This window comes from Parabacteroides distasonis (assembly GCF_004793765.1).
In the GTDB taxonomy this organism is placed as follows: Bacteria; Bacteroidota; Bacteroidia; order Bacteroidales; family Tannerellaceae; genus Parabacteroides; species Parabacteroides distasonis_A.
On record NZ_SRYM01000032.1, the window covers coordinates 16,454 to 38,403 of the forward strand.

18 protein-coding genes are annotated in these 21,950 nt (G+C 49.3%); 11 read left to right on the forward strand and 7 right to left on the reverse strand.

Features of this window, described 5'->3' with window-relative positions:
* Nucleotides 1–151: 151 nt before the first annotated feature.
* The 4 genes from E5342_RS11585 (at nt 152) to E5342_RS11600 (ending at nt 7,284) form a co-directional block, all read left to right on the forward strand.
* Entirely contained in the window at nt 152–2,038 is a 1,887-nt protein-coding gene (locus E5342_RS11585) for an amidophosphoribosyltransferase (RefSeq protein WP_135959413.1), read from the forward strand.
* A 93-nt stretch (nt 2,039–2,131) separates the two neighbouring features.
* Nucleotides 2,132–3,283, forward strand: a complete 1,152-nt coding sequence (carA, locus tag E5342_RS11590; RefSeq protein ID WP_135959414.1) for a glutamine-hydrolyzing carbamoyl-phosphate synthase small subunit — start codon at nt 2,132–2,134, stop codon at nt 3,281–3,283.
* 119 nt (nt 3,284–3,402) lie between these two features.
* Entirely contained in the window at nt 3,403–6,630 is a 3,228-nt protein-coding gene (gene carB, locus E5342_RS11595; protein WP_121735612.1) for a carbamoyl-phosphate synthase (glutamine-hydrolyzing) large subunit, read from the forward strand.
* Nucleotides 6,631–6,702: 72 nt separating this feature from the next.
* Entirely contained in the window at nt 6,703–7,284 is a 582-nt protein-coding gene (locus tag E5342_RS11600) for a Crp/Fnr family transcriptional regulator (RefSeq protein ID WP_121735676.1), read from the forward strand.
* Nucleotides 7,285–7,466: 182 nt separating this feature from the next.
* Here E5342_RS11600 and trpA read toward each other — a convergent pair whose 3' ends face one another.
* The 7 genes from trpA to trpB all read right to left on the reverse strand — a co-directional run bounded on the left by trpA (nt 7,467) and on the right by trpB (nt 14,099).
* The gene (trpA, locus tag E5342_RS11605) at nt 7,467–8,240 is read right to left on the reverse strand and encodes a tryptophan synthase subunit alpha (RefSeq protein WP_135959415.1); all 774 of its coding nucleotides are present in this window, start codon (nt 8,238–8,240) and stop codon (nt 7,467–7,469) included.
* 30 nt (nt 8,241–8,270) lie between these two features.
* Nucleotides 8,271–8,939, reverse strand: coding sequence for a phosphoribosylanthranilate isomerase (locus E5342_RS11610; protein WP_135959416.1), 669 nt, complete (start codon nt 8,937–8,939; stop codon nt 8,271–8,273).
* Nucleotides 8,936–9,730 carry an indole-3-glycerol phosphate synthase TrpC gene (gene trpC / locus E5342_RS11615; protein ID WP_121735615.1) on the reverse strand — a complete coding sequence of 265 codons (795 nt, stop codon included), beginning with the start codon at nt 9,728–9,730 and terminating at the stop codon, nt 8,936–8,938. The genes E5342_RS11610 and trpC overlap by 4 nt, the downstream gene beginning before the upstream one ends.
* A 16-nt stretch (nt 9,731–9,746) precedes the next feature.
* The gene (trpD, locus tag E5342_RS11620) at nt 9,747–10,742 is read right to left on the reverse strand and encodes an anthranilate phosphoribosyltransferase (RefSeq protein ID WP_135959417.1); all 996 of its coding nucleotides are present in this window, start codon (nt 10,740–10,742) and stop codon (nt 9,747–9,749) included.
* A gap of 125 nt (nt 10,743–10,867) precedes the next feature.
* On the reverse strand, nt 10,868–11,434 hold the full coding sequence (locus E5342_RS11625) for an anthranilate synthase component II (RefSeq protein WP_135959418.1): 567 nt from the start codon (nt 11,432–11,434) through the stop codon (nt 10,868–10,870).
* 56 nt (nt 11,435–11,490) lie between these two features.
* Nucleotides 11,491–12,894, reverse strand: a complete 1,404-nt coding sequence (locus E5342_RS11630; protein ID WP_135959419.1) for an anthranilate synthase component I family protein — start codon at nt 12,892–12,894, stop codon at nt 11,491–11,493.
* Nucleotides 12,895–12,905: 11 nt separating this feature from the next.
* The gene (gene trpB / locus E5342_RS11635) at nt 12,906–14,099 is read right to left on the reverse strand and encodes a tryptophan synthase subunit beta (protein WP_121735619.1); all 1,194 of its coding nucleotides are present in this window, start codon (nt 14,097–14,099) and stop codon (nt 12,906–12,908) included.
* Between the two features lie 451 nt (nt 14,100–14,550).
* On the opposite strand from trpB, the gene E5342_RS11645 reads away from it, so the two are divergent.
* The 7 genes from E5342_RS11645 to E5342_RS11675 all read left to right on the forward strand — a co-directional run bounded on the left by E5342_RS11645 (nt 14,551) and on the right by E5342_RS11675 (nt 21,863).
* Complete coding sequence (locus E5342_RS11645) at nt 14,551–15,984, forward strand: aspartate ammonia-lyase (RefSeq protein ID WP_135959420.1); 1,434 nt, start codon at nt 14,551–14,553, stop codon at nt 15,982–15,984.
* Nucleotides 15,985–16,104: 120 nt separating this feature from the next.
* Complete coding sequence (locus E5342_RS11650; RefSeq protein ID WP_121735621.1) at nt 16,105–17,040, forward strand: sugar phosphate isomerase/epimerase family protein; 936 nt, start codon at nt 16,105–16,107, stop codon at nt 17,038–17,040.
* Nucleotides 17,041–17,239: 199 nt separating this feature from the next.
* The gene (nikR, locus tag E5342_RS11655; protein WP_005857797.1) at nt 17,240–17,641 is read left to right on the forward strand and encodes a nickel-responsive transcriptional regulator NikR; all 402 of its coding nucleotides are present in this window, start codon (nt 17,240–17,242) and stop codon (nt 17,639–17,641) included.
* 94 nt (nt 17,642–17,735) lie between these two features.
* Nucleotides 17,736–19,607 carry a TonB-dependent receptor plug domain-containing protein gene (locus E5342_RS11660; RefSeq protein WP_135959421.1) on the forward strand — a complete coding sequence of 624 codons (1,872 nt, stop codon included), beginning with the start codon at nt 17,736–17,738 and terminating at the stop codon, nt 19,605–19,607.
* Nucleotides 19,608–19,738: 131 nt separating this feature from the next.
* A complete protein-coding gene (locus E5342_RS11665; protein WP_121735623.1) occupies nt 19,739–20,134 on the forward strand; it encodes a response regulator in 396 nt (131 codons plus the stop codon).
* 211 nt (nt 20,135–20,345) lie between these two features.
* Nucleotides 20,346–20,888 carry a ferredoxin domain-containing protein gene (locus tag E5342_RS11670; RefSeq protein ID WP_135959422.1) on the forward strand — a complete coding sequence of 181 codons (543 nt, stop codon included), beginning with the start codon at nt 20,346–20,348 and terminating at the stop codon, nt 20,886–20,888.
* Nucleotides 20,889–20,894: 6 nt separating this feature from the next.
* Nucleotides 20,895–21,863, forward strand: coding sequence for a hypothetical protein (locus E5342_RS11675; RefSeq protein ID WP_135959423.1), 969 nt, complete (start codon nt 20,895–20,897; stop codon nt 21,861–21,863).
* Nucleotides 21,864–21,950: the final 87 nt, after the last annotated feature.

Sequence of the window (21,950 nt, forward strand, 5' to 3'; positions counted from 1 at the left end):
CTCCCTTTTGCTTATAAAATGTAAGCTTTGTTAACCAAACGTCCGATAAAAACATTTTTTCCGTGAAAGTGTCAATTATTTTATGTCTGTTTAAACAATATGTTAGGAATTGTCTGTATCTTTGCGGCAAAATCAAAAAGTTGATTCGACAATGGAAGTATTGAAGCACGAGTGTGGTGTCGCCATGGTCCGGTTACTGAAACCTCTGGAATATTATCACGAGAAGTACGGTAGTTGGATGTATGGACTGAACAAGCTCTATTTGCTGATGGAGAAGCAGCATAACAGGGGGCAGGAAGGAGCGGGCTTAGCCTGCGTGAAGTTAGAGGCAAATGCCGGAGAGGAATATATGTTCCGTGAACGGGCCGTCGGGACCGGAGCTATTACCGAGATATTTGCCGCAGTTCACGAACACTACAAGGATTTAGCCCCCGGGCAACTCAACGATCCGTTATTCGCCAAAGCCAACCTACCTTTCGCCGGAGAGCTTTATATGGGCCACCTCCGTTACAGTACCACCGGAAAATCCGGAATCTCATATATCCATCCTTTTTTACGACGCAATAACTGGCGTGCAAAGAACCTTGCCGTTTGCGGAAATTTCAACTTGACAAATGTTCATGAGGTATTCGAGGAGATCACGGCGATCGGCCAGCATCCCCGGAAATATTCCGATACGTATATCATGCTGGAGCAGCTGGGACACCGGCTGGACCGGGAAGTGGAGCGTCTGTACCAAAAGTGTGAGGCGGAAGGATTGAGAGGGATGGATATCACGCATGCTATCGAGGATCAAATTGATTTGTCGAACGTGCTGAAACGCTGTACCCCGGGCTGGGATGGTGGTTTCGTGATTTGCGGTATCACCGGTAGTGGCGAGTCGTTCAGCGTGCGGGACCCGTGGGGAATCCGTCCGGCCTTCTATTATGCGGATGATGAGATTATCGTGTTGGCTTCCGAGCGTCCGGTTATACAAACCGTGATGAACGTGCAGGTAGAGAATATCCGGGAGTTGAATCGGGGAGAGGCGATACTCGTCAACAAGAAAGGCGAGTGGCATATCTCCCAGATCGTGGAGCCGAAGGAGAACAAGGCTTGTTCCTTCGAGCGTATCTACTTCTCACGGGGTAGCGACGTGGATATCTACAGGGAAAGGAAGCGTTTGGGAGATAATCTCGTGCATCCGATCTTGAAAGCGGTGGATTATGATTTGAATCATACCGTCTTCTCTTTTATCCCGAATACGGCCGAGGTCGCTTATTTCGGGATGCAGGAGGGGTTGAACAAGTATTTGAATAAGCTGAAAAAAGAATGGATCGCCGACCGTAGTCACCTGCTCAGGGAAGAGGAACTGGAGCAAATCCTTTCTATGCGAGTCCGCTCGGAGAAAGTAGCTATAAAAGATATAAAATTACGTACATTTATCGCTGAGGGCAATAGCCGCAATGATCTGGCGGCGCACGTGTATGATATTACTTACGGAAGTATTGAACCTTTTATAGATAATCTGGTTGTGATAGATGATAGCATCGTGCGGGGTACTACCTTACACCAGAGTATTATCGGTATCTTGGATCGCCTGCATCCGAAGAAAATCGTGATCGTAAGCTCTTCTCCACAGGTACGTTACCCGGATTATTACGGTATCGATATGTCCCGGATGAACGAGTTTATCGCTTTTAAGGCCGCGGTGGCCCTGTTACGTGACCGGGGGATGGAATACGTGATCTTGGACGCTTATCAAAAGGCGAGGCGACAACAAACAGCGGCGGATAGTCCGTTGGTGAATTACGTAAAGGAGATATACGCCCCGTTTACGGACGAGGAGATATCCGTTAAGATGGTGGAGTTGCTTACACCGGCCGGGACGCAGGCGAAAGTAGAGATTGTCTACCAGACTTTGGAGGGCTTGCATGCCTCTTGTCCGGAGCATCCGGGTGACTGGTATTTCTCCGGCGATTACCCGACACCGGGCGGGACTCGGTTAGTGAACGAGGCTTTTATTCACTATATGGAAGAAGAATATCTAATTAATTGAAAATTGAAAATGGAGAATTGAAAATTAGGATGGGCGATGGCTTGTTCAGCTTAATTTCCGATGCTCTTTTTATATTATAAAACACAGTTTTTTATGAGAACAGCAACTTTGATCTTAGACGACGGTACCGTCTTTCGTGGTTACTCTTTCGGCTATGAGAGACCGGTCGCCGGCGAGGTCGTGTTCAATACCGCTATGACCGGATATCCGGAGAGCTTGACGGACCCTTCGTACGCAGGCCAGTTGATGGTGTTGACTTATCCGCTCGTTGGTAACTACGGTGTCCCGCCTCGTACGTTCGGGACGAACGGGATCGCTACGTTTATGGAGAGCGAGAAGATCCACGCCGAGGCGATTATCGTTAGCGATTACAGCCATGAGTATAGCCACTGGAACGCCGAGTGCAGCTTGGGCGAGTGGTTGAAGGAGGAGAAGATCCCGGGCATATACGGTATCGATACGCGTGCGTTGACTAAGAAATTGCGTGAGCATGGCGTGATGATGGGACGCATCGTTATCGGCGATGCCGATAACGAGATTGGAAATGGAGAATTGAAAATCGAGAATTATGAGCATGTGAACTATGTGGATCGGGTATCGTGCAAAGAGATTATTTGTTACCTGCCCGATGGTACGAGCCAGACCTGTTCTTTATCGGAAGCCCCCAATTCTCGATTCTCGATTCTCGATTCTCAATTCCTAAAGCGCGTCGTGCTTTTGGACTGCGGCGTGAAACATAACATCATCCGTTGCCTGTTGAGGCGTAACGTGGCGGTGATCCGTGTGCCTTGGGACTACGATTTCAATCAGCTGGAATACGATGGCTTGTTTATCAGTAACGGTCCGGGCGATCCGGATACTTGCGATGCCGCCGTGCGGAATATCCGTAAGGCGCTTTCTGGGGATAAGCCGATTTGCGGTATTTGCATGGGTAACCAGTTGTTGGCGAAAGCCGGCGGTGCTTCTATCTATAAATTGAAGTACGGTCATCGTAGCCATAACCAGCCGGTACGCATGGTGGGTACGGAAAAATGCTTCATCACCTCGCAGAACCATGGTTACGCCGTGGATAACGATACGCTGGGTGAGGAGTGGGAACCGCTGTTCATCAATATGAATGACGGGACGAACGAGGGTATCAAGCATAAGACGAAGCCTTTCTTCTCCTCTCAGTTCCATCCCGAGGCTTGCAGCGGGCCGCTGGATACGGAGTTCATGTTTGATAAGTTTGCGGACTTACTGTAGCCCCGTTCGTTTCCGGGTGTCGGAATAACTCGTTTCCGGGTGTCGGAATAACCCGTTTCCGGGTATCGGAATAACCCGTTTCCGGGTGTCGTAAATACAAACATTAAAAAAATGAAGCAATGAAAGAAGATATAAAGAAAGTCCTGATACTCGGCAGCGGAGCCTTGAAGATTGGTGAGGCGGGCGAGTTCGATTATTCAGGCAGCCAAGCTCTGAAGGCGATTAAGGAAGAGGGGATTCAAACGGTATTGATCAATCCGAATATCGCTACGGTACAGACCTCGGAAGGAGTCGCGGATACGGTTTATTTCCTGCCCGTTACTCCTTTTTTTGTGGAAAAGGTGATCGAGAAGGAACGTCCGGAAGGCATCTTGCTCGCTTTCGGCGGGCAGACGGCGTTGAATTGTGGCGTGGCCCTTTACCAAAGCGGCGTGCTGGAGAAGTATGGCGTGAAGGTGTTGGGTACCCCGGTGCGGGCTATCATGGATACCGAGGATCGGGAGTTGTTCGTACGCAAGCTGGATGAGATCGACGTGAAGACGATCAAGAGCGAGGCCGTGGAGAACGCCGCTGACGCTCGTCGTGCGGCCGCTGAGCTGGGGTATCCGGTCATCGTCCGTGCCGCTTATGCGCTGGGGGGCTTGGGTTCTGGTTTCTGCGACAATGAGGAAGAATTGGACGTGTTGGTAGAGAAGGCTTTCTCTTTCTCTCCGCAAGTATTGGTGGAGAAAAGCTTGAAGGGCTGGAAAGAGGTGGAGTACGAGGTGGTGCGCGACCGCTTCGATAACTGCATCACGGTATGTAACATGGAGAATTTCGACCCGCTGGGAATCCATACGGGAGAGTCTATCGTGATTGCCCCCTCGCAGACCTTGAGCAATACGGATTATCATAAATTACGTGAGTTGGCGATCCGTATCATTCGCCATATCGGTATCGTGGGCGAGTGTAACGTGCAATACGCTTACGATCCGGAGAGTGAGGATTACCGGGTGATCGAGGTGAACGCCCGCTTGAGCCGTTCTTCGGCCTTGGCTTCTAAGGCGACCGGTTATCCGTTGGCTTTCGTGGCCGCTAAATTAGGCTTGGGCTACGGTTTGTTCGACTTGAAAAACTCCGTGACGAAAACGACTAGCGCTTTCTTTGAGCCGGCTCTCGATTACGTGGTATGTAAGATCCCTCGCTGGGACTTGGGTAAGTTCCACGGCGTGGCTCGTGAGTTGGGTTCCAGCATGAAGTCGGTTGGCGAGGTGATGGCGATCGGACGTACCTTCGAGGAGGTTATCCAGAAGGGCTTGCGTATGATCGGGCAGGGTATGCACGGTTTCGTGGAGAATAAGGAGTTGGTGATCGAGGATATCGATAAGGCGTTGCACGAGCCAACCGACCGCCGTATCTTCGTTATCTCGAAGGCATTCCGGGCCGGTTATACGGTAGACCAGATTCATGAGCTTACCAAGATAGACCGATGGTTCCTACAGAAACTATATGGAATCATGCAGACCTCCAAGGAGCTTCACGCTTTCGATATGAAGGGGATCCAACGTTGGCGCATCAATCCGGAGTTGATCCGCCGGGCGAAGATACAAGGGTTCTCTGATTTCCAGATCGCACGGGCGATCGGTCTCGACGGGGATGTGGAGAAGGGTATGATGTTGGTTCGCCAGTTCCGTAAGGAGCATGGCATTCTTCCGGCGGTGAAACAGATCGATACCTTGGCCGCCGAGTATCCGGCGCGGACGAATTACCTGTACCTGACGTATAGCGGTACGGAAAACGACGTGACGTACTTGGGCGATCATCGCTCGATTGTCGTGCTGGGTTCCGGCGCTTACCGCATCGGTAGCTCGGTGGAGTTCGACTGGTGTGGCGTGCAGGCCTTGAATACGATCCGTAAGGAGGGTTACCGCTCCGTGATGATCAACTACAATCCCGAGACGGTGTCTACCGACTATGATATGTGCGACCGCCTTTATTTCGACGAGCTTACCTTCGAGCGTGTGATGGATATCCTCGAGCTGGAGAACCCGCACGGCGTGATCGTCTCCACCGGTGGCCAGATCCCGAATAACCTGGCGATGCGTTTGGACGAACAGCATGTGAATATCTTGGGTACGTCAGCCAAGAGCATCGATAATGCCGAGGACCGTGAGAAGTTCTCCGCCATGTTGGATCGTATTGGCGTGGATCAACCCCGCTGGAAAGAGCTTTCTTCCATGGAGGATATCAATGGTTTCGTGGCAGAGGTAGGCTTCCCCGTGTTGGTTCGCCCGAGTTACGTGCTGAGTGGCGCCGCCATGAATGTCTGCTCGAATCAAGAGGAGTTGGAGCGTTTCTTGAAATTGGCCGCCAACGTCAGCCAAAAGCATCCGGTGGTGGTAAGTCAGTTCATCGAGCATGCGAAAGAGGTGGAGATGGATGCCGTGGCCGATCATGGCGAGATCGTGATGTATGCCATTAGCGAGCATATCGAGTTTGCCGGGGTTCATTCCGGCGACGCTACGATTCAGTTCCCGGCCCAGAAATTATATGTAGAGACGGTTCGTCGTATCAAGCGTATCAGTAAGCAGATCGCTAAGGAGCTGAATATCTCCGGCCCGTTCAATATCCAATATCTGGCGAAGGGCAATGAGATCAAGGTGATCGAGTGTAACCTTCGTGCCAGCCGTTCTTTCCCGTTCGTGAGCAAGGTGCTGAAGATAAACTTCATCGAGTTGGCTACCCGTGTCATGCTGGGCTTGCCGGTAGAGAAACCGAATAAGAATGAGTTCGATTTGGATTACGTGGGTATCAAGGCCTCTCAATTCTCGTTCAACCGCTTGCAGAAAGCCGATCCGGTATTAGGGGTCGATATGGCTTCCACGGGCGAGGTGGGTTGTCTGGGTGATGATGTATCCGAGGCGGTGTTGACGAGTATGCTCGCTGTCGGGCAACGGGTTCCGGAGAAAAATGTCCTTTTGTCTACCGGTACGCCGAAGCAGAAGGTAGCCATGCTGGATGCCGCTAAGATGCTGGCGGCGAAAGGCTACAATCTATTCGCTACGGGAGGTACGCACCGTTTCTTGGAGGAGAATGGCATTCCGAGTACTAAGGTGTACTGGCCGAGCGAGAAGGGAGAACCGCAGGCGCTTAAGATGCTTCATGAGAAGCAGATCGATATGGTCGTGAATATCCCTCGTGACCTTTCTGCCGGAGAGCTTGACAACGGCTATAAGATCCGCCGTGCCGCCATCGACCTGAATATCCCGTTGATTACGAATGCCCGTTTGGCAAGCGCTTTCATTCAAGCCTTCTGTACCTTGAGCGTAGATGATATCTGCATCAAGAGTTGGCAAGAATATAAATAAAAGGGGGCTTGACGTAAATCAAGTGGTATTTATTTCGTAAGTTTGCACATTCAAACAAAAACAACCATGAATATGGATACAGCGATATTTATTGCTCGCAGGATCGCGGCGCAATCGATTCTACTCAGTGAGGAAGCCGCCCAGAAACTGGCCTCTATCTTAATTCGGACAGAATTGAAAAAAGGTGCCTTGTTTTTGGGCGAGGGAGAGATTTGTACGCAACTCGGTTATGTTTATAAGGGAATGGTCCGCCAGTTTTATTTTAAGAATAAGAAAGAGCTGACCGAGCATTTCGCCAGCGAGGACCACATCTTCATTTGCATCGAGAGTTTCTTGCGCCAGCGTCCCGCTAATCTGTTGGTGGAGGCCTTGGAGAATACGGTATTGTATGGCATTCCTCATGATCCTTTATTGGCATTGTGCGCCGAGGATTACGAGATCGAGGTCATGTATCGCCGCCTGTTGGAGAATTCGCTGATCCTGTCTCAACGGAAGGCAGACTTCCTTCGTTTCGAGACCGCTAATGAACGTTATGCCCGCTTATTGAAAGAACACCCTGAGATCGTGCAGCGTGCTCCCTTGTCCCATATCGCCTCTTATTTGCTGATGACTCCCGAGACATTAAGCAGGGTAAGGGCTAATATGCAGTTATGACGGCAAGTACAAGGAACTTATAGGACAAAGCTTGAGCTTTGTCCTTTTTTATTGATTTTTACGAGATCGTTTTGCGGATCTTGCCCTCTTTTTGTTTGCGAAGGGTACGCAAGGTTCCCGGGAAGACGATCGCTAGGGTCGTTCCATGTGTCAATCTTTATATGTAAACATGAATAGGGTTCCTATTGTTTTAGGGCTTCCAGTAACTTATCGACCGCCTCGGCGGGAGTAACTTCGCTCTTTAGTAACTGGACGAACTTGCTACCGATGATGGCACCGGAAGAATGGGCTGCCGCCGCCTCGAAAGTGGCTTTATTGCTGATGCCGAAACCTACTAAGCGGGGATTCTGTAGGTTCATGGCGTTGATACGACGGAAATAGGCTTGTTTCTGCTCGTTGAAGTCTTGTTGGGCTCCGGTCGTGGCGGCGCTGGATACCATATAGATAAATCCGTTGGTATGGGCATCGATCAGCCGGATTCGTTCCTCGGAAGTCTCGGGGGTGATTAGCATGATCATTTTCAGGTCATGGCGATCGGCGATCTCCTTGTAGTCGGAGATGTAATCGGCATAAGGCAAGTCGGGGATGATCATTCCGTCTACGCCGGCCTCTACGCAACTGGAGCAGAATTTCTCGAAACCGTATTGCATGATGGGATTCAAGTAGCCCATCAGGATGATCGGGATCTGTACTTCGCTCCGGATCTCTTTCAATTGCCCGAATAGGAGGCGGAGTGACATCCCGTTACGCAACGCTTGCGTGGCGGCCTCTTGGATGACGGGGCCGTCTGCCATCGGGTCGGAGAAGGGGATTCCTACTTCTACCATGTGGATACCTTTAGCCTGTAAGGCTTTTAAGATGCTTGCCGTATCGTTTAAGTTCGGATAACCGGCGGTGAAATAGACGGATAAGATCCCGTCTTTCTGGGTCTGGAATAAGTTTGTGATGCGATTCATTTTGAATTCTATTTTGAAATAAAAATACTATCAGACGGTGGGAGACGGGGCACGCCCCATCTCTACAGCTGGATGTGAAATTTGTTGGATGAAATCCTTTAGTTTGTCGACGTCTTTCAATCCCGGCTCGATCTCGAAGCCACTGTTGAGGTCGATACCCGCGAAACGGGGATGCCAGAAGTGCCGGATCGCCTCCGCGTTTTCCGGACGGATGCCTCCGCTGAGCAAGAAGGGAGTCTCTCCTTTATACTCGGTTAGGATGGACCAATCGAAACGTTTGCCTGAGCCTCCATAGCCCTCGCATCTCGTATCGAAAAGGAAATAATCCACCCGGCCCTCATATTCCCTTGTTTTTTCGAAGTCCTCTTTCGTAGCGATGGGGAAAGCCTTGATCAAGGAATAGCCCCTTTTTTGCAAGGTGTGGCAATCTTCCGGCGATTCGTTACCGTGAAGTTGGAGATAGTCTAGCTTGTAGGCGGAGGCTTTCTCCATCATGGACTCGATGGTAGCGTTGACGAAAACGCCCACTTTCTTAGGGGACAATTGTTCACTATCCGTTATTACCTGCTGCTCCGTCGGGCATTGCCCGACAAAGCGCTTGGAACGCTCGTAGAAGATAAAGCCGATCCAGTTGATGGCTAGGGCGGCTACTTCCCGGATATTCTGAGGCTCCCGCATTCCGCAAACTTTGATGATCATGCCAGTCCTCCTATAAAATCGGCTAGGGTATCGCCCGGCCTCTCGGTTTTCATGAAAGTCTCTCCGATCAGGAATCCACGGAAACCGGCCTCACGCAATCGGCGTACGGTATCGGTCTCGGATATTCCGCTCTCGGACACTAAAAGAGGGGAGAAGCCTCGCGTCTTATCGACCAACTTGAATGAGTTGTTTACGTCCGTATGGAAGGTGCCGAGGTTACGGTTGTTCACGCCGAGCATATCGATATCCGCGTTCAGGTATTTGAGCTCGTCCTCGCTATGGACTTCCAGCAAGACTTCCAATTGCAGGCTATGGGCGGTCTCGGCGAGTATCCGGCATTCTTCTTCCGTAAGGGCGGCGGCGATCAACAAGACAGCGTCGGCACCCATCACCCGGGCTTGGAAGAGTTGGTAGGTATCGATGATGAAGTCCTTGCGAAGTAACGGGAGATCCACTAGCTTGCGGGCCTTTTGCAAGTCGCCCAAGGAACCTCCGAAGAAATCCCCGTCCGTAAGGATCGAGCAGGCGGAGGCTCCTCCGGCCTCGTAAGCGGGCACCACGTCGGCGATATTCGCACCCGGATGCAGCCAGCCCTTGGAGGGGCTTTTACGCTTGAACTCGGCGATAATACCGGAGGGGGATGATTCCAAAGCCGCACGCATGGAACGTGTGTCACGCTCCATACGGTCGCTACCTAGAGCCAATAAGGTCTGTAAGCTCACGGCCTGTTTCTGCCGGGCTACCTCGATGCGCTTATTGGCGATAATATCTTGTAAGATGTCCTTTTTCATAGGATATGTTTCTTTATCAATGGTTCAAAGATATAAATTTACGGAATGTAGCCAATGCTTTTTCGCTTTCCAGTGATTCACGTGCCTCGGCGATACACGTCTCGATTTTCTTCTCGGGACAGATCACTTGGATGGCGAAGGCGGAGTTGGCGATCACGCAGCTCTTTTGGGCCTCGGTAGCCCTGTTCCCTAATACGGCGTCGAAGATACGGGCCGCTTCCTCCGGGGTCTCTCCGCCGTCGAGGTCCGCTTCCGTGCAACGTTTGAATCCGAGCATCTCCGGGGTATAAAGCTTCTCTTTCTCCGGCATGGCTACCTTGAAATCGGCTGTGAGGGAGATCTCGTCGTAACCGTCCAAGCTATGTACCACGGCGAAACGGGTACCGCTCTCTTGATACGTATAATTATATAGGCGGAGTAGCGGGAGGTTATATACGCCTAACAATTGGTACGTAGGCATGACCGGGTTGACCAGCGGGCCGAGCATATTGAAGAAGCTGCGCACGCCGAGGCTCTTCCGTACTGGAGCTACCGCTTTCAGCGCCGGGCTGAACAAGGGGGCGTGGAGGTAGGCGATATGGCAGGTATCCATGGAGGTACGTAGCTTATCGATATCGTTCGTGAATTTTACGCCGTGTTGCTCCAGCACGTTGCTGGCGCCGCTCACCGAGGTAGCCCCGTAGTTACCGTGCTTTACGACATGGTAACCGGCACCGGCCACTACGAAACAAGAGCAAGTGCTGATGTTGAACGTGTTTTTCCCGTCGCCTCCGGTACCTACGATATCGATCGGCTTGTATTCGCTTAGATCTACCGGTACACGCATCTCCAGCAAAGCTTCCCGGAATCCGGTCAATTCCTCTACGGAGATACTGCGCATCAGGAATACGGTGATCAGGCTGGCGATCTGGGAATCGTTGTAGCGTCCCTCCGCTATATTCTGGAGGATATTCCGGGCTTCTTCCCGGCCTAGATATTGGTGCTCGAATAATCTGTATAATATTTGCTTCATGTCTGTAATGTGTTGAATGATAAAATATTGCAGTTTTGCGATATTTCTTTATCGAAAAACTTTTGTTTCTCTAGGGGAAAACTCTTATTTCGTTAGGAAGAAACTATACGTGCCTTAGGAGGTAATTAGCGTTTCAGCCAGTTCTCTATAATTGTCTTCCCTTTGGGTGTCAACACGGATTCCGGATGGAATTGGATACCTCGTACATCGTACTCACGATGGCGCAAGCCCATGATCTGTCCTTCTTCCGTATCGACCGCCGTGATTTCCAGACAATCCGGGAAGTTTTCCTTGGAGACCGCCCAAGAATGATAACGCCCAACACGTATACCCGGTTCTAGTTCCTCGAAGATAGGATCTTTAGCGACAATCCGTATATCGGAGCAAACGCCGTGATGCACATCGGTAAGGTTTATCAATGTGGCGCCGAATGCCTCGCCGATGGCCTGCTCGCCTAGGCAGACACCTAGGATGCTCTTTGTCGGAGCGTACCGGCAGATCAAGGGGAGGAGGATGCCGGCTTCCTCGGGGATGCCCGGTCCCGGGGATAATAAGATCTTATCGAAACGCTCTATCTCTTCCAAGGAGATCTTGTCGTTGCGGTGTACCTCTACGTCCGTACCCAGTTCCTTCAATATATGTAGCAAATTGTAGGTGAAGGAATCGTAATTATCAAATAATAATATCTTCATTTTATATATATTGTTGTCGTAGAGACGGGGCACGCCCCGTCTCTACAACCGGATAATCAATTGATTAATTTCTCCGCTAGGTCTATCGCCTTCTTCAAGGCTCCCAGCTTATTGTTTACCTCTTGCAATTCACGCTCATCGTTGCTTTTAGCCACGATCCCGGCTCCCGCCTGATAGTAAAGTACGTTGCCACGACTGACAAAGGTACGGATCGTGATCGCTTGGTTCAAATCACCGTCCAGACCGATAAAGCCGATACAGCCGCCGTAAGCGCCCCGGTTGTGATGCTCGATGTCGGTGATCAGTTGCATGGCCCGTACTTTGGGGGCACCGCTCAACGTGCCGGCGGGGAAGGTATCGACGTAGGTTTTTACCGGGTCGCTATCGGTGTTGATCTCGCCGCTCACACGGGATACGAGGTGGATGACGTGGCTGTAGTATTGTACCTCCTTATAGAAATCCACTTGCACGTCGTGGGTGTTCCGGCTGAGGTCGTTGCGGGCGAGGTCTACCAGCATCACGTGCTCGGCGTTCTCCTTGGGGTCGGCTAGCAGGGCCTCGGTACGTTGTTTGTCTACCTCGATATTACCGGTACGGAAAGCGGTCCCGGCGATCGGGTCGATGCTGGCGTGTCCGCCCGTTACCTTGCAATGCGTCTCGGGGGAAGAGCCGAAGATACGGAAACCTCCGAAATCGAAATAGAACAAATAAGGAGAGGGGTTGATACTGCGAAGAGCCCGGTACACCTTGAAGTCGTCTCCCTTGAACGGTTGCTCGAAGCGACGGCTCAATACAATCTGGAAGACATCCCCCCTGAGGCAGTGCTTGATGCCTTGGCGGACCATCGCCTTGTATTCCTCGCCGGTGATCGGGGAGGTCTCGGGACCCGCTGTCTGGAAGTTGTAGGAGGCGAAGTTACGGTTCTCGATCAGCGTAAGGATCTCTTCCAACCCGCTATCCTCGCCGTCTTGAACCATCTTCACCAGAGTAAGCTCATTTTTGAAATGGTTGAATACGAGAACGTACTTATATAATATGTATAGCATATCGGGGGCGTCGTTCTCCTCGTGATGAACTTCCATGACCGGGATGTTCTCGAAATAACGGACGGCATCGAAAGCCGTGTAGCCGAATAATCCGCAGACCTTCTTGTCCGCTCCCTCCACCTTGAAGCGACCGAGGAAAGCGTTCATCGCCTCGGGTACGTTATAGTCTTCGGTGATTGGGGTAACCTCACGGGTCTCGTCTGGGAAGGTAGCCGTGCATTCCCCGTTGTTGATACTGATGCTCGCCAAGGGGCGGAGCGCTATAAAGGAAAGGCTATTCTCGTTTCCGTGGAAATCCGAGCTTTCCAACAGGGCCGATTCCGGGTAGATATCCCGCACCTTCAGATAGATGTTTACGGGAGTGTGAAGGTCGCCCATCACCTTCTTGCTTATTGTCCTAAAGGTATAATCCATACATATAATTTTCAATTCTCAGTTCTCAATTTATAATTAATGTAAGTGTCCATATCTTTATCGCCACGGCCCGAGACAGTCAGTACCACTACCTCTTCCGGCTTGAAGTTTACCTTGGCCAAGGCTCCCAAGGCATGGGCGCTTTCCAAGGCCGGGATGATTCCTTCCAGACGGGTCAACTCGAAAGCGGCCTCCAACGCCTCGTCATCATCAACCGCTAGGATTTGCGCACGGTGCTTTACGGAGAGGTTCGCGTGGATCGGGCCGATGCCCGGGTAATCCAAGCCGGCGGAAACAGAATAAGGTTCCTCGATCTGTCCGTCCTCGTTCTGCATGACCAAGGTACGTGCCCCGTGGATGATGCCCTCTTTACCCAATTGGATCGTGGCGGCGCTCATGCCGGAGTGGATGCCCTTGCCGCCGGCCTCGGCCAATACGATTTTCACCCGCTCGTCGTCCACGAAATGATAGATCGTACCGGCGGCGTTACTCCCCCCGCCTACGCAGGCGATCAGGTAATCCGGGTGATCCCTTCCTTCCTTCTCCAGCAGTTGCTTCTTGATCTCCTCGCTGATAACGGATTGCAGCCGGGCTACCATATCCGGATAAGGATGGGGCCCTACCGTAGAACCGATAATATAATACGTATCCGAAGGATGACAGCACCAGTCACGGATCGCCTCGTTCGTGGCGTCTTTCAAGGTCATGTTTCCCGAGGTCACGGGCACGACGGTAGCTCCCAGCATCTCCATCTTCTGTACGTTGGCATGTTGGCGTTCCACGTCTGTCTTCCCCATATAAACGATACATTCCATATTCATCAAGGCACATACCGTAGCCGTGGCCACTCCATGCTGTCCGGCACCCGTCTCGGCGATGATACGGGTCTTCCCCATGCGGCGGGCTAGGAGGATCTGGCCGATCGTATTGTTGATCTTATGTGCTCCGGTATGGTTCAAGTCTTCCCGTTTCAAATAGATCTTGCATCCGTACTTCTCGCTCAACCGTTTGGCCAAGTAAAGAGGGGAGGGGCGGCCTACATAATCACGCAATAACTGATCGAACTCTTCCTTGAAGCTATCGCTCTCCAACACTTGCAGATAGGTATTCTGTAAATCTTCCACGCATTGATGAAGGATCTCGGGAACATAGGCCCCGCCGAACTCACCATAGTACCCATTCTTGTCAACTTGATACGTTTTCATCTTTTATCTATTTTAGTTATTTTCCTTTTGAATTTGCCATAAAAAGAAAAGAGGCCTGCCGCAAGTGCGACAGACCTCTTTATATCTTTATGTAGTGCTTTATATATACATACGAGTCTTCGTTCCTTACGACCTTTTGAGTTGTACGGAGCGCCACCACCAATATGTATTTACTACGAATGTTCTCATGACTCTGTTTTGTTATTACGGCAGCAAATATAGAGGATTTTTGACAAACAGCAAATAAAATCGTACTTTTTTATGAATGAGATAAAAAAGATCAGAAGGTCTATTAAAACTGCTCTATTTACAATTTGTAATTCATTGAGCCTTGCGTGGACGTGTATTGGTGTTTTTGGTATTTGTTTTTATTATTTCGAGGAATAATTTGCTTTCAAAATAATAGTTTCTACCTTTGCGGAAACAATAAAAAACGATTAATATTTCTAATATGGATACTAAATTAACTGGAAAAACTCGCATAGAGAGCGATTTGATCGGCGCTCGTGAAATCCCCGCCGAAGCATTATACGGAGTTCAAACCTTGAGAGGAATCGAGAATTTCTCGATCAGTAAATTCCGTTTGAGCGAATATCCTTTATTCATTAAAGGATTAGCTATAACAAAAATGGCGGCTGCCATGGCTAACTTTGAGCTAGGCTTGCTTACCGTAGAGCAAAAGGACGCTATCATCGCCGCTTGCGGGGAGATTATCGATGGCAAGCATCACGACCAGTTCCCGGTGGATATGATCCAAGGCGGAGCGGGTACCACTACGAATATGAACGCGAATGAGGTGATCGCCAACCGTGCCTTGGAGCTGATGGGACATGAGCGGGGTGAATACCAATACTGCTCACCGAACGACCATGTGAACTGCTCGCAATCCACGAACGACGCATATCCGACCGCTATCCATATCGGTATGTATTTTAAGCATCTTCAATTGCTTCCCCATCTGGAGGGATTGATCGCCTCTTTCCGTAAGAAAGGAGAGGAGTTCTCGCGGATTATCAAGATGGGACGTACGCAGTTGGAGGATGCCGTACCTATGACGTTGGGGCAGACCTTTAATGGCTTCGCCAGCATCTTGCAGGATGAGATCGCTCACTTGAATGAGGCCGCCGCCGATTTCTTAGTGGTTAATATGGGAGCTACCGCTATCGGTACGGGTATTTGTGCCGAGCCGGGATACGCGGAGAAATGTATCGCGGCTTTACGTGAGATAACCGGATGGGATATCCGTCTCTCCCCCGATTTGGTAGGAGCTACCTCGGATACTTCTTGCTTGGTAGGCTATGCTTCCGCCATGAAGCGGGTTTGCGTGAAGATGAATAAGATATGTAATGACCTTCGCCTGTTGGCAAGCGGCCCTCGTTGCGGTTTGGGTGAGTTTAACTTGCCTGCTATGCAGCCGGGTTCTTCTATCATGCCGGGTAAGGTGAATCCGGTGATCCCGGAGGTGATGAACCAGATCGCTTATAAGGTAATGGGTAATGAGCTATGCGTGACCATGGCTGGGGAAGCCGCCCAAATGGAGCTGAACGCCATGGAGCCGGTGATGGCACAATGCTGCTTCGAGTCCGTGGATTTGCTGATCAATGGTTTCGATACCTTGCGTACCCGTTGCGTGGACGGTATTATCGCTAACGAGGATCGTTGCCGTGAGGAGGTACATCATAGCATCGGCGTGGTGACGGCCTTGAATCCGGTAATCGGTTATAAGAATTCGACCAAGATCGCGAAGGAGGCGTTGGAGACCGGCGTTAGCGTTTATCAATTGGTTCTGGATCATGGTATCTTGACCAAGGAGGAATTGGATACGATCTTAAGCCCGGAGAATATGATCAAGCCGGTGAAGTTGGATATCAAGCCTCGCCGTTAATTGAGTTCTTATTATATATAATGTATACCATTTGTAGACCGTATAGGTGGATTTTTCCATCCTATGCGGTCTTTTTAAAATTATAATCTCTATCTTTGAACTGACTTAATTCTAATAATCATGATAAATAGACGAGATTTTTTTAAGAACGCATCCCTTTTTACCTTGGGTGGCCTGATGGCCGGAAAGATCGGGAGCGCACATGCGGCTAAACCTGTCACTTCTGAAACGATGGCCGCTAAGACAGTTGGTTTACAAATCTATTCTTTAGGCAAGGAACTTTATGCGGATGTACCCGGTGGATTGAAAAAGATCAAGCAAATGGGGTACACGAATCTAGAATTGGCCGGTTACAGGGAAGGCAAGATCGGTGGTGTAGACATGATGGAATTCAAGAAGATGGCGGATGATGCCGGATTGAAGATCACCAGTTCCCACGTGAATCCTCCGGTACGTGAGTACACGAAGGCCAATCGCTCCCAGATCTCCGAGTATTGGAAGAAGACGGCTGATGACCATGCCAAACTAGGCGTGAAGTACCTGATCCAGCCCGGGCAACCGAGTACCCGTAGCACCGAAGAAACCGCTTTCGTCTGCGAGATTTTTAACGAGGCGGGTAAGATCGTGAAAGCGGCCGGTATTCCTTTCGGCTATCACAACCATGAGATGGAGTTCGCCAAGGTAAATCCGGGCAGTACGGAGGCCAAGCTGGGAAGGCGTGTGAAAGGAGATTGCATCTATGAGTTGTTCTTGAAGAATACTGATCCTTCGCTTGTATTTTTCGAGATGGATGTTTATTGGGCCGTGATGGGACAACAAGATCCGATGGAATGGTTGAGGAAATATCCGAACCGTATCAAGGTATTGCACATCAAGGACCGTGCTATTCTAGGCGAGTCCGGGATGATGAATTTCGAGAATATATTCCGGCAAGCTTACGCGAATGGAATCAAGGATTATTTCGTGGAGTTGGAGGGTATGCCTGACGGACGTTCCCAGTTTGAGGGTGTGAAAGGGTGTGTGGATTATTTATTGAAAGCATCGTTCGTGAAATAAGTCTTTTGATTCATTAAAAACACGCTCATGGCGGTAGGATGCCTCCTCCGTTATGAGCGTGTTTGTTCGTAAAGCGATGGCGGGATACCGGCAATGAATTTTCGTGATTAACGACTAATTTTTCTTCTTCCTGCTAATAGAATACCAAGATTCTTGAAAAAATACTACCTTTGACATCGAAAATTATAAAAAAGGGTTTATGTCTTTAAAACGTTTTGGTGTCTCATTGGAAGACAATCTGTTGGAATCATTGGATCAATATGTGAATGAGAATGGCTTCGCCAATCGTTCGCAGGCGATTCGTTTTCTGATAGAGAAGAATGTAGCCGAACGTAAATGGCAATGCAACCATATTGTAGCCGGGACGATCGTGATCATGTATGACCAAGTCAAGAAAGAGATCTCATTGAAAATCACGGGTATCCAACAAAATTATAAGGATGTGATCTTGTCGTCTTCCCAGTATTATATCAATCAGAATTTTTGCTTGCATATAGTGACGGTGATGGGAACAGCTCACCGCTTGACGGAATTGTCGGATAAGTTGACAACAATCAAAGGCATTAAGCATGGTAAGTTGGTGATGAGCCGGGCGGATTAATGTTTTTTTTGCAGGTTTGGTAACACGTTTTTTAATATACGTGTTACCGTTGGGCGTTTAAAATAATAAATAGTATAGATATAACAAGTAGTGTATGAGAAAAGAACTTTTACTAGTTTCCGGACTATTGATAGGCTCCATGGCATTTGCGATAGATCCGGCAGAGATTGACAGTCTGATCAATTTAAAAGGGGTGGTGGTTTCCGCCAACAAGATCCATGTGAACCGGAACAGTGTGCCGTTATCTATCTCGGTCATCGAACGGGAGGAAATTGAGGCTAGTAGTGAGTCGGCGTTGCTTCCTGTATTATCGGAGCGAGTACCCGGGCTGTTTGTCACGGAAAAAGGGATTACAGGTTTCGGCGTTTCCGAGGGAGCGGCCGGGACAGTTAATATCCGGGGTGTTGGACAGAGTAATAAGGTCTTGATGTTGTTCGACGGACAGCCTCAATGGGCCGGTATATTTGGCCATTCGCTTCCGGATACCTATGTGGCTTCGGACGTGGAAAGGGTGGAGGTGATCCGTGGTCCTGGTTCCTTGTTATATGGCTCGAACGCTATGGGAGGTGTCGTGAATATCATTACCCGCCAGCATAATCAGCCGGGACGGCGTACACAAGCCCGTATCATGTACGGCTCGTATAACACCCAGAAGTATATGATTAATAATGGGTACAACATCGGTAACTTTAATAGTTATATCTCATTGAATCATGACCGCACGGATGGACATCGTCCGGATTCGAAGTTTCATATCACGAATGGTTTCGCTAAGTTAGGATATAAGATTGATGATCATTATAAGATCACGGGAGACGTAAGCTTGGCTAAGTTCAAGAACCAGAATCCGGGAGAGATAACGAATCCGCTTATCGATAATATAATGAATATCTTGCGAGGTACTACATCCTTCGCTTTGGAGAATAATTACGAGAAGACAAGTGGTGCCCTTCGTGCTTTCTACATCTGGGGCCATCATAAGATTGATGATGGGTATAATCCGGGCGGGACACCTAATCCTTATCTGTTTTATTCGGACGATCATAATGCGGGTTTTTTGCTTTATCAGTCTTTCCGCTTGGTGAAAGGGAATAGTTTTACGATCGGTATCGATTACAAGAACTGGGGTGGTAACGCATGGCAGGATAGTATCAATGGCAATCAGAATGAGTTGGTGAATAAGACCGTGAACGAGGTAGCCGGATATGTTATCATGCAGCAAGATCTATTTGATAAGGTAAGCTTGAACGCCGGGGTTCGTTATGAGCATAACAGCACCTTTGGTGGTGAGTGGATTCCGCAGGCCGGCTTCACGGTGCGTCCGTTCGAGGGGAACGTGATAAAGGCTTCTTTGTCGAAAGGCTTCCGGAGCCCGAATATACGGGAGATGTATATGTTTCCGCCTCAGAACCCTGATTTGAAACCGGAAAGCATGATGAACTACGAGGTATCCATCGGGCAGACATTCTTGGAGGGTAATTTGTTTACGGAGTTGACTGCCTTTTTTATCGACGGGCAGGATATGATCGAGACGACACGTATAGACGGACGTCCTAAGAATGTCAATACGGGTACTTTTACAAATAAAGGTATTGAGTTCGATTCCCGCTATCAGATTCTCAATAATTTGAGCCTCGATATGAACTATAGCTATTTGCATACGAGCAAGGCCCTGCTGGCGGCTCCGGCGCATAAATTTTTCGCTGGCGTGATGTATGCCCCGGGGCGTTTCACTTTCAACGTGAACGTACAATCCATTTTCGACCTTTATATCAATATGGCGGACAAGGTGAAAGAGGATTACACGGTTTTGAACGCAAAGGTAGCCTACCGTTTCGGTACACGTGATAAAGGCTTGAATCTATTTGTCAAAGGAGATAATTTAACGGCTACCCGTTATTCCGTCAACGAAGGATTCCCGATGCCGAAGGCGATATTTATGGGAGGTATAGACGTAACTTTCTAGTATGGGTGGAAAAAGAACTTCTTCGAATACTCATATCTCCTTGAATTTTGTGTCTACTTCCTAATATTTGTTTTATCTTTGCTTTATCAGAGTTTATTTTCTTTTGATTAAAAGAATAAAACGTTATATATATGGATGTGAAAAATGATTTGGGTGGAGGAAAGCCTACGTTGCTGATTGCGGAGGATGAGGAAAGTAATTATCTACTTCTGAAAACCATTTTACATAAATATTGTAATTTGATCCGTGCTAGGACAGGGTTGGAAGCTGTGGCTCTCTTTAAGGAAAACGAGGTGGACTTGGTCTTGATGGATATAAAGATGCCTGAGATGACGGGTATCGAGTCCTTGAAAGAAATCCGTAAGTTATCGAGAGATATCCCCGTAGTCATGCAGTCGGCTTATGTATTCGACTCTGATATGGAAGCCGCTAGAGAGGCTGGGGCTTCGGGTTTCATCACGAAGCCGATCAATTTGAAGATATTGAAAAATACGATATCGCAATATTGCCCGTCGGTTGTATGGTAAGGATAGCGACAAGTTTGATTTATTGGAACATTCGGTTGAGATCCCTTGAGTAGTAGAGACGGGGCACGCCCCGTCTCTACTACTGGATTTGGATATATGGAATGGGGGAAATGAATTTTATAATAACTTACGAATTATGAATTCTATCCTCATGTGTTTGCCTTGGTTTCGTATATTTTCGCTAATTTTGTTTCACTGAATTTAAAAGGATATGATACAGAACGAAAGAGAAATCAGGCATGAGCTTGTGTTACAGGCCGCACGCCGCATGATGACAGCCGCCCGCACGGCTCCTAAAGGCAAGGGTATTGATATCATAGAGATAGCGATGGTGACGGATGGGGATATCTTACGCCTGTCTGATGAGATGATCCGGATAGCGGCCGAGACCGGATTCAAGTTCCTGCTCCGTGACGCCGAGAATATAAAGAGTGCCGACGCCGTGTTGATTATCGGTACCTCCCAGAAAGTACAAGGCTTGAATTGCGCCCATTGCGGTTTCGATACCTGCGTGGAGAAGCCGGATTTGGTTCCGTGCGCTATTAATTCCGTCGATCTGGGTATCGCAATCGGCTCAGCTTGCGCTACGGCGGCTGACTTGCGTGTGGATACCCGTGTCATGTTCAGCGCCGGCTTGGCGGCCCAGCGATTGGGGCTGTTGGGAGACTGTAAATGCGTGATGGCGATACCGGTCAGCGCCTCGTCGAAGAACCCGTTTTTTGATCGTAAACCGAAAGAAGAACCGAAAAACTAGAAACAAATGAGTGACTCTATTCTAAAATTCGCGAATAAGCTGGAGATACGTTATTCCTTTAATAATAAATCCAATTATATGGATGCCATGACCAAGCACCGGTGTGAGAAGGAGATTCTTACGCTGATACGTTCCTTGGCGGATATGCTGGACGTGAAGCTGACGGTTTACAACGAGCCTTACGATAAGGAGGGTGGTTTCCGTGAGAAGCTGGGCGTGGCTGGGGAGAGTAGCCGCTCAATCTCTATCGTGTTGAACTTGGTGATGCGGATATTGACCCGTCCTTCCTTGTCGATAGGTGGACAACCGCTGATGGATCGTACGCCGGCGGACGAGGAGGAGATGCAGCGTGAACTGTCCAAGTTACGCCGTGAACTACGGCTGAAGACTCCGGGGGCTACGCCTTCACACCGCTTGATCGACTTGTTGAACGCCTCGCCCCGTTTCTGTAAGTGTAAGTCTAATTTCTACGAGGCTTTGAAAGGGTATCCGAAGGTGACGAAAATCTCGGTACGTGAGTTGAACGAGAAGGATCGCAACCGTTCCGGTTCGCTGGAGGTGAAACGGGACCAGTTCGATTATTTTATCTTGCGTAGCGACGATCTGCCTACGGTCAAGGATAATAAGGCCACGATAGAGATCATCTCGCCGGTACTGAAAGATAGTAAGTATCGGTGGAAAGGTATCTACAACAAGGGAGGCGAGACGATCGATTTCTATATGCAAGATGAGGATTTCAAGAAACAGATGTTCGAGGACAAGATCTCGTTCACGAGCGGCATGTGCATCGATTGCGTCTTGGAGATCGCCCGCCGTCTGTCGGAGCTAGGAGAGGTGGTCAACGTGAGCTATACCGTGACTACGGTGATACGTACCCGTTTCGATAAGATGGAGATCGTCACCCCTCAAGGCAAGCGGCATCTTCGTAAACTGGAAGCCGCGAAGAAGCAGCTTACGCTGGATTTGTTCGGCTAATCCGACAGCGGTATTCCCATCGCTCTCAAACACTACCGTGTTCCCACCTGAACACAGTAGTATTCATCAGCGAACACAATAGTATTC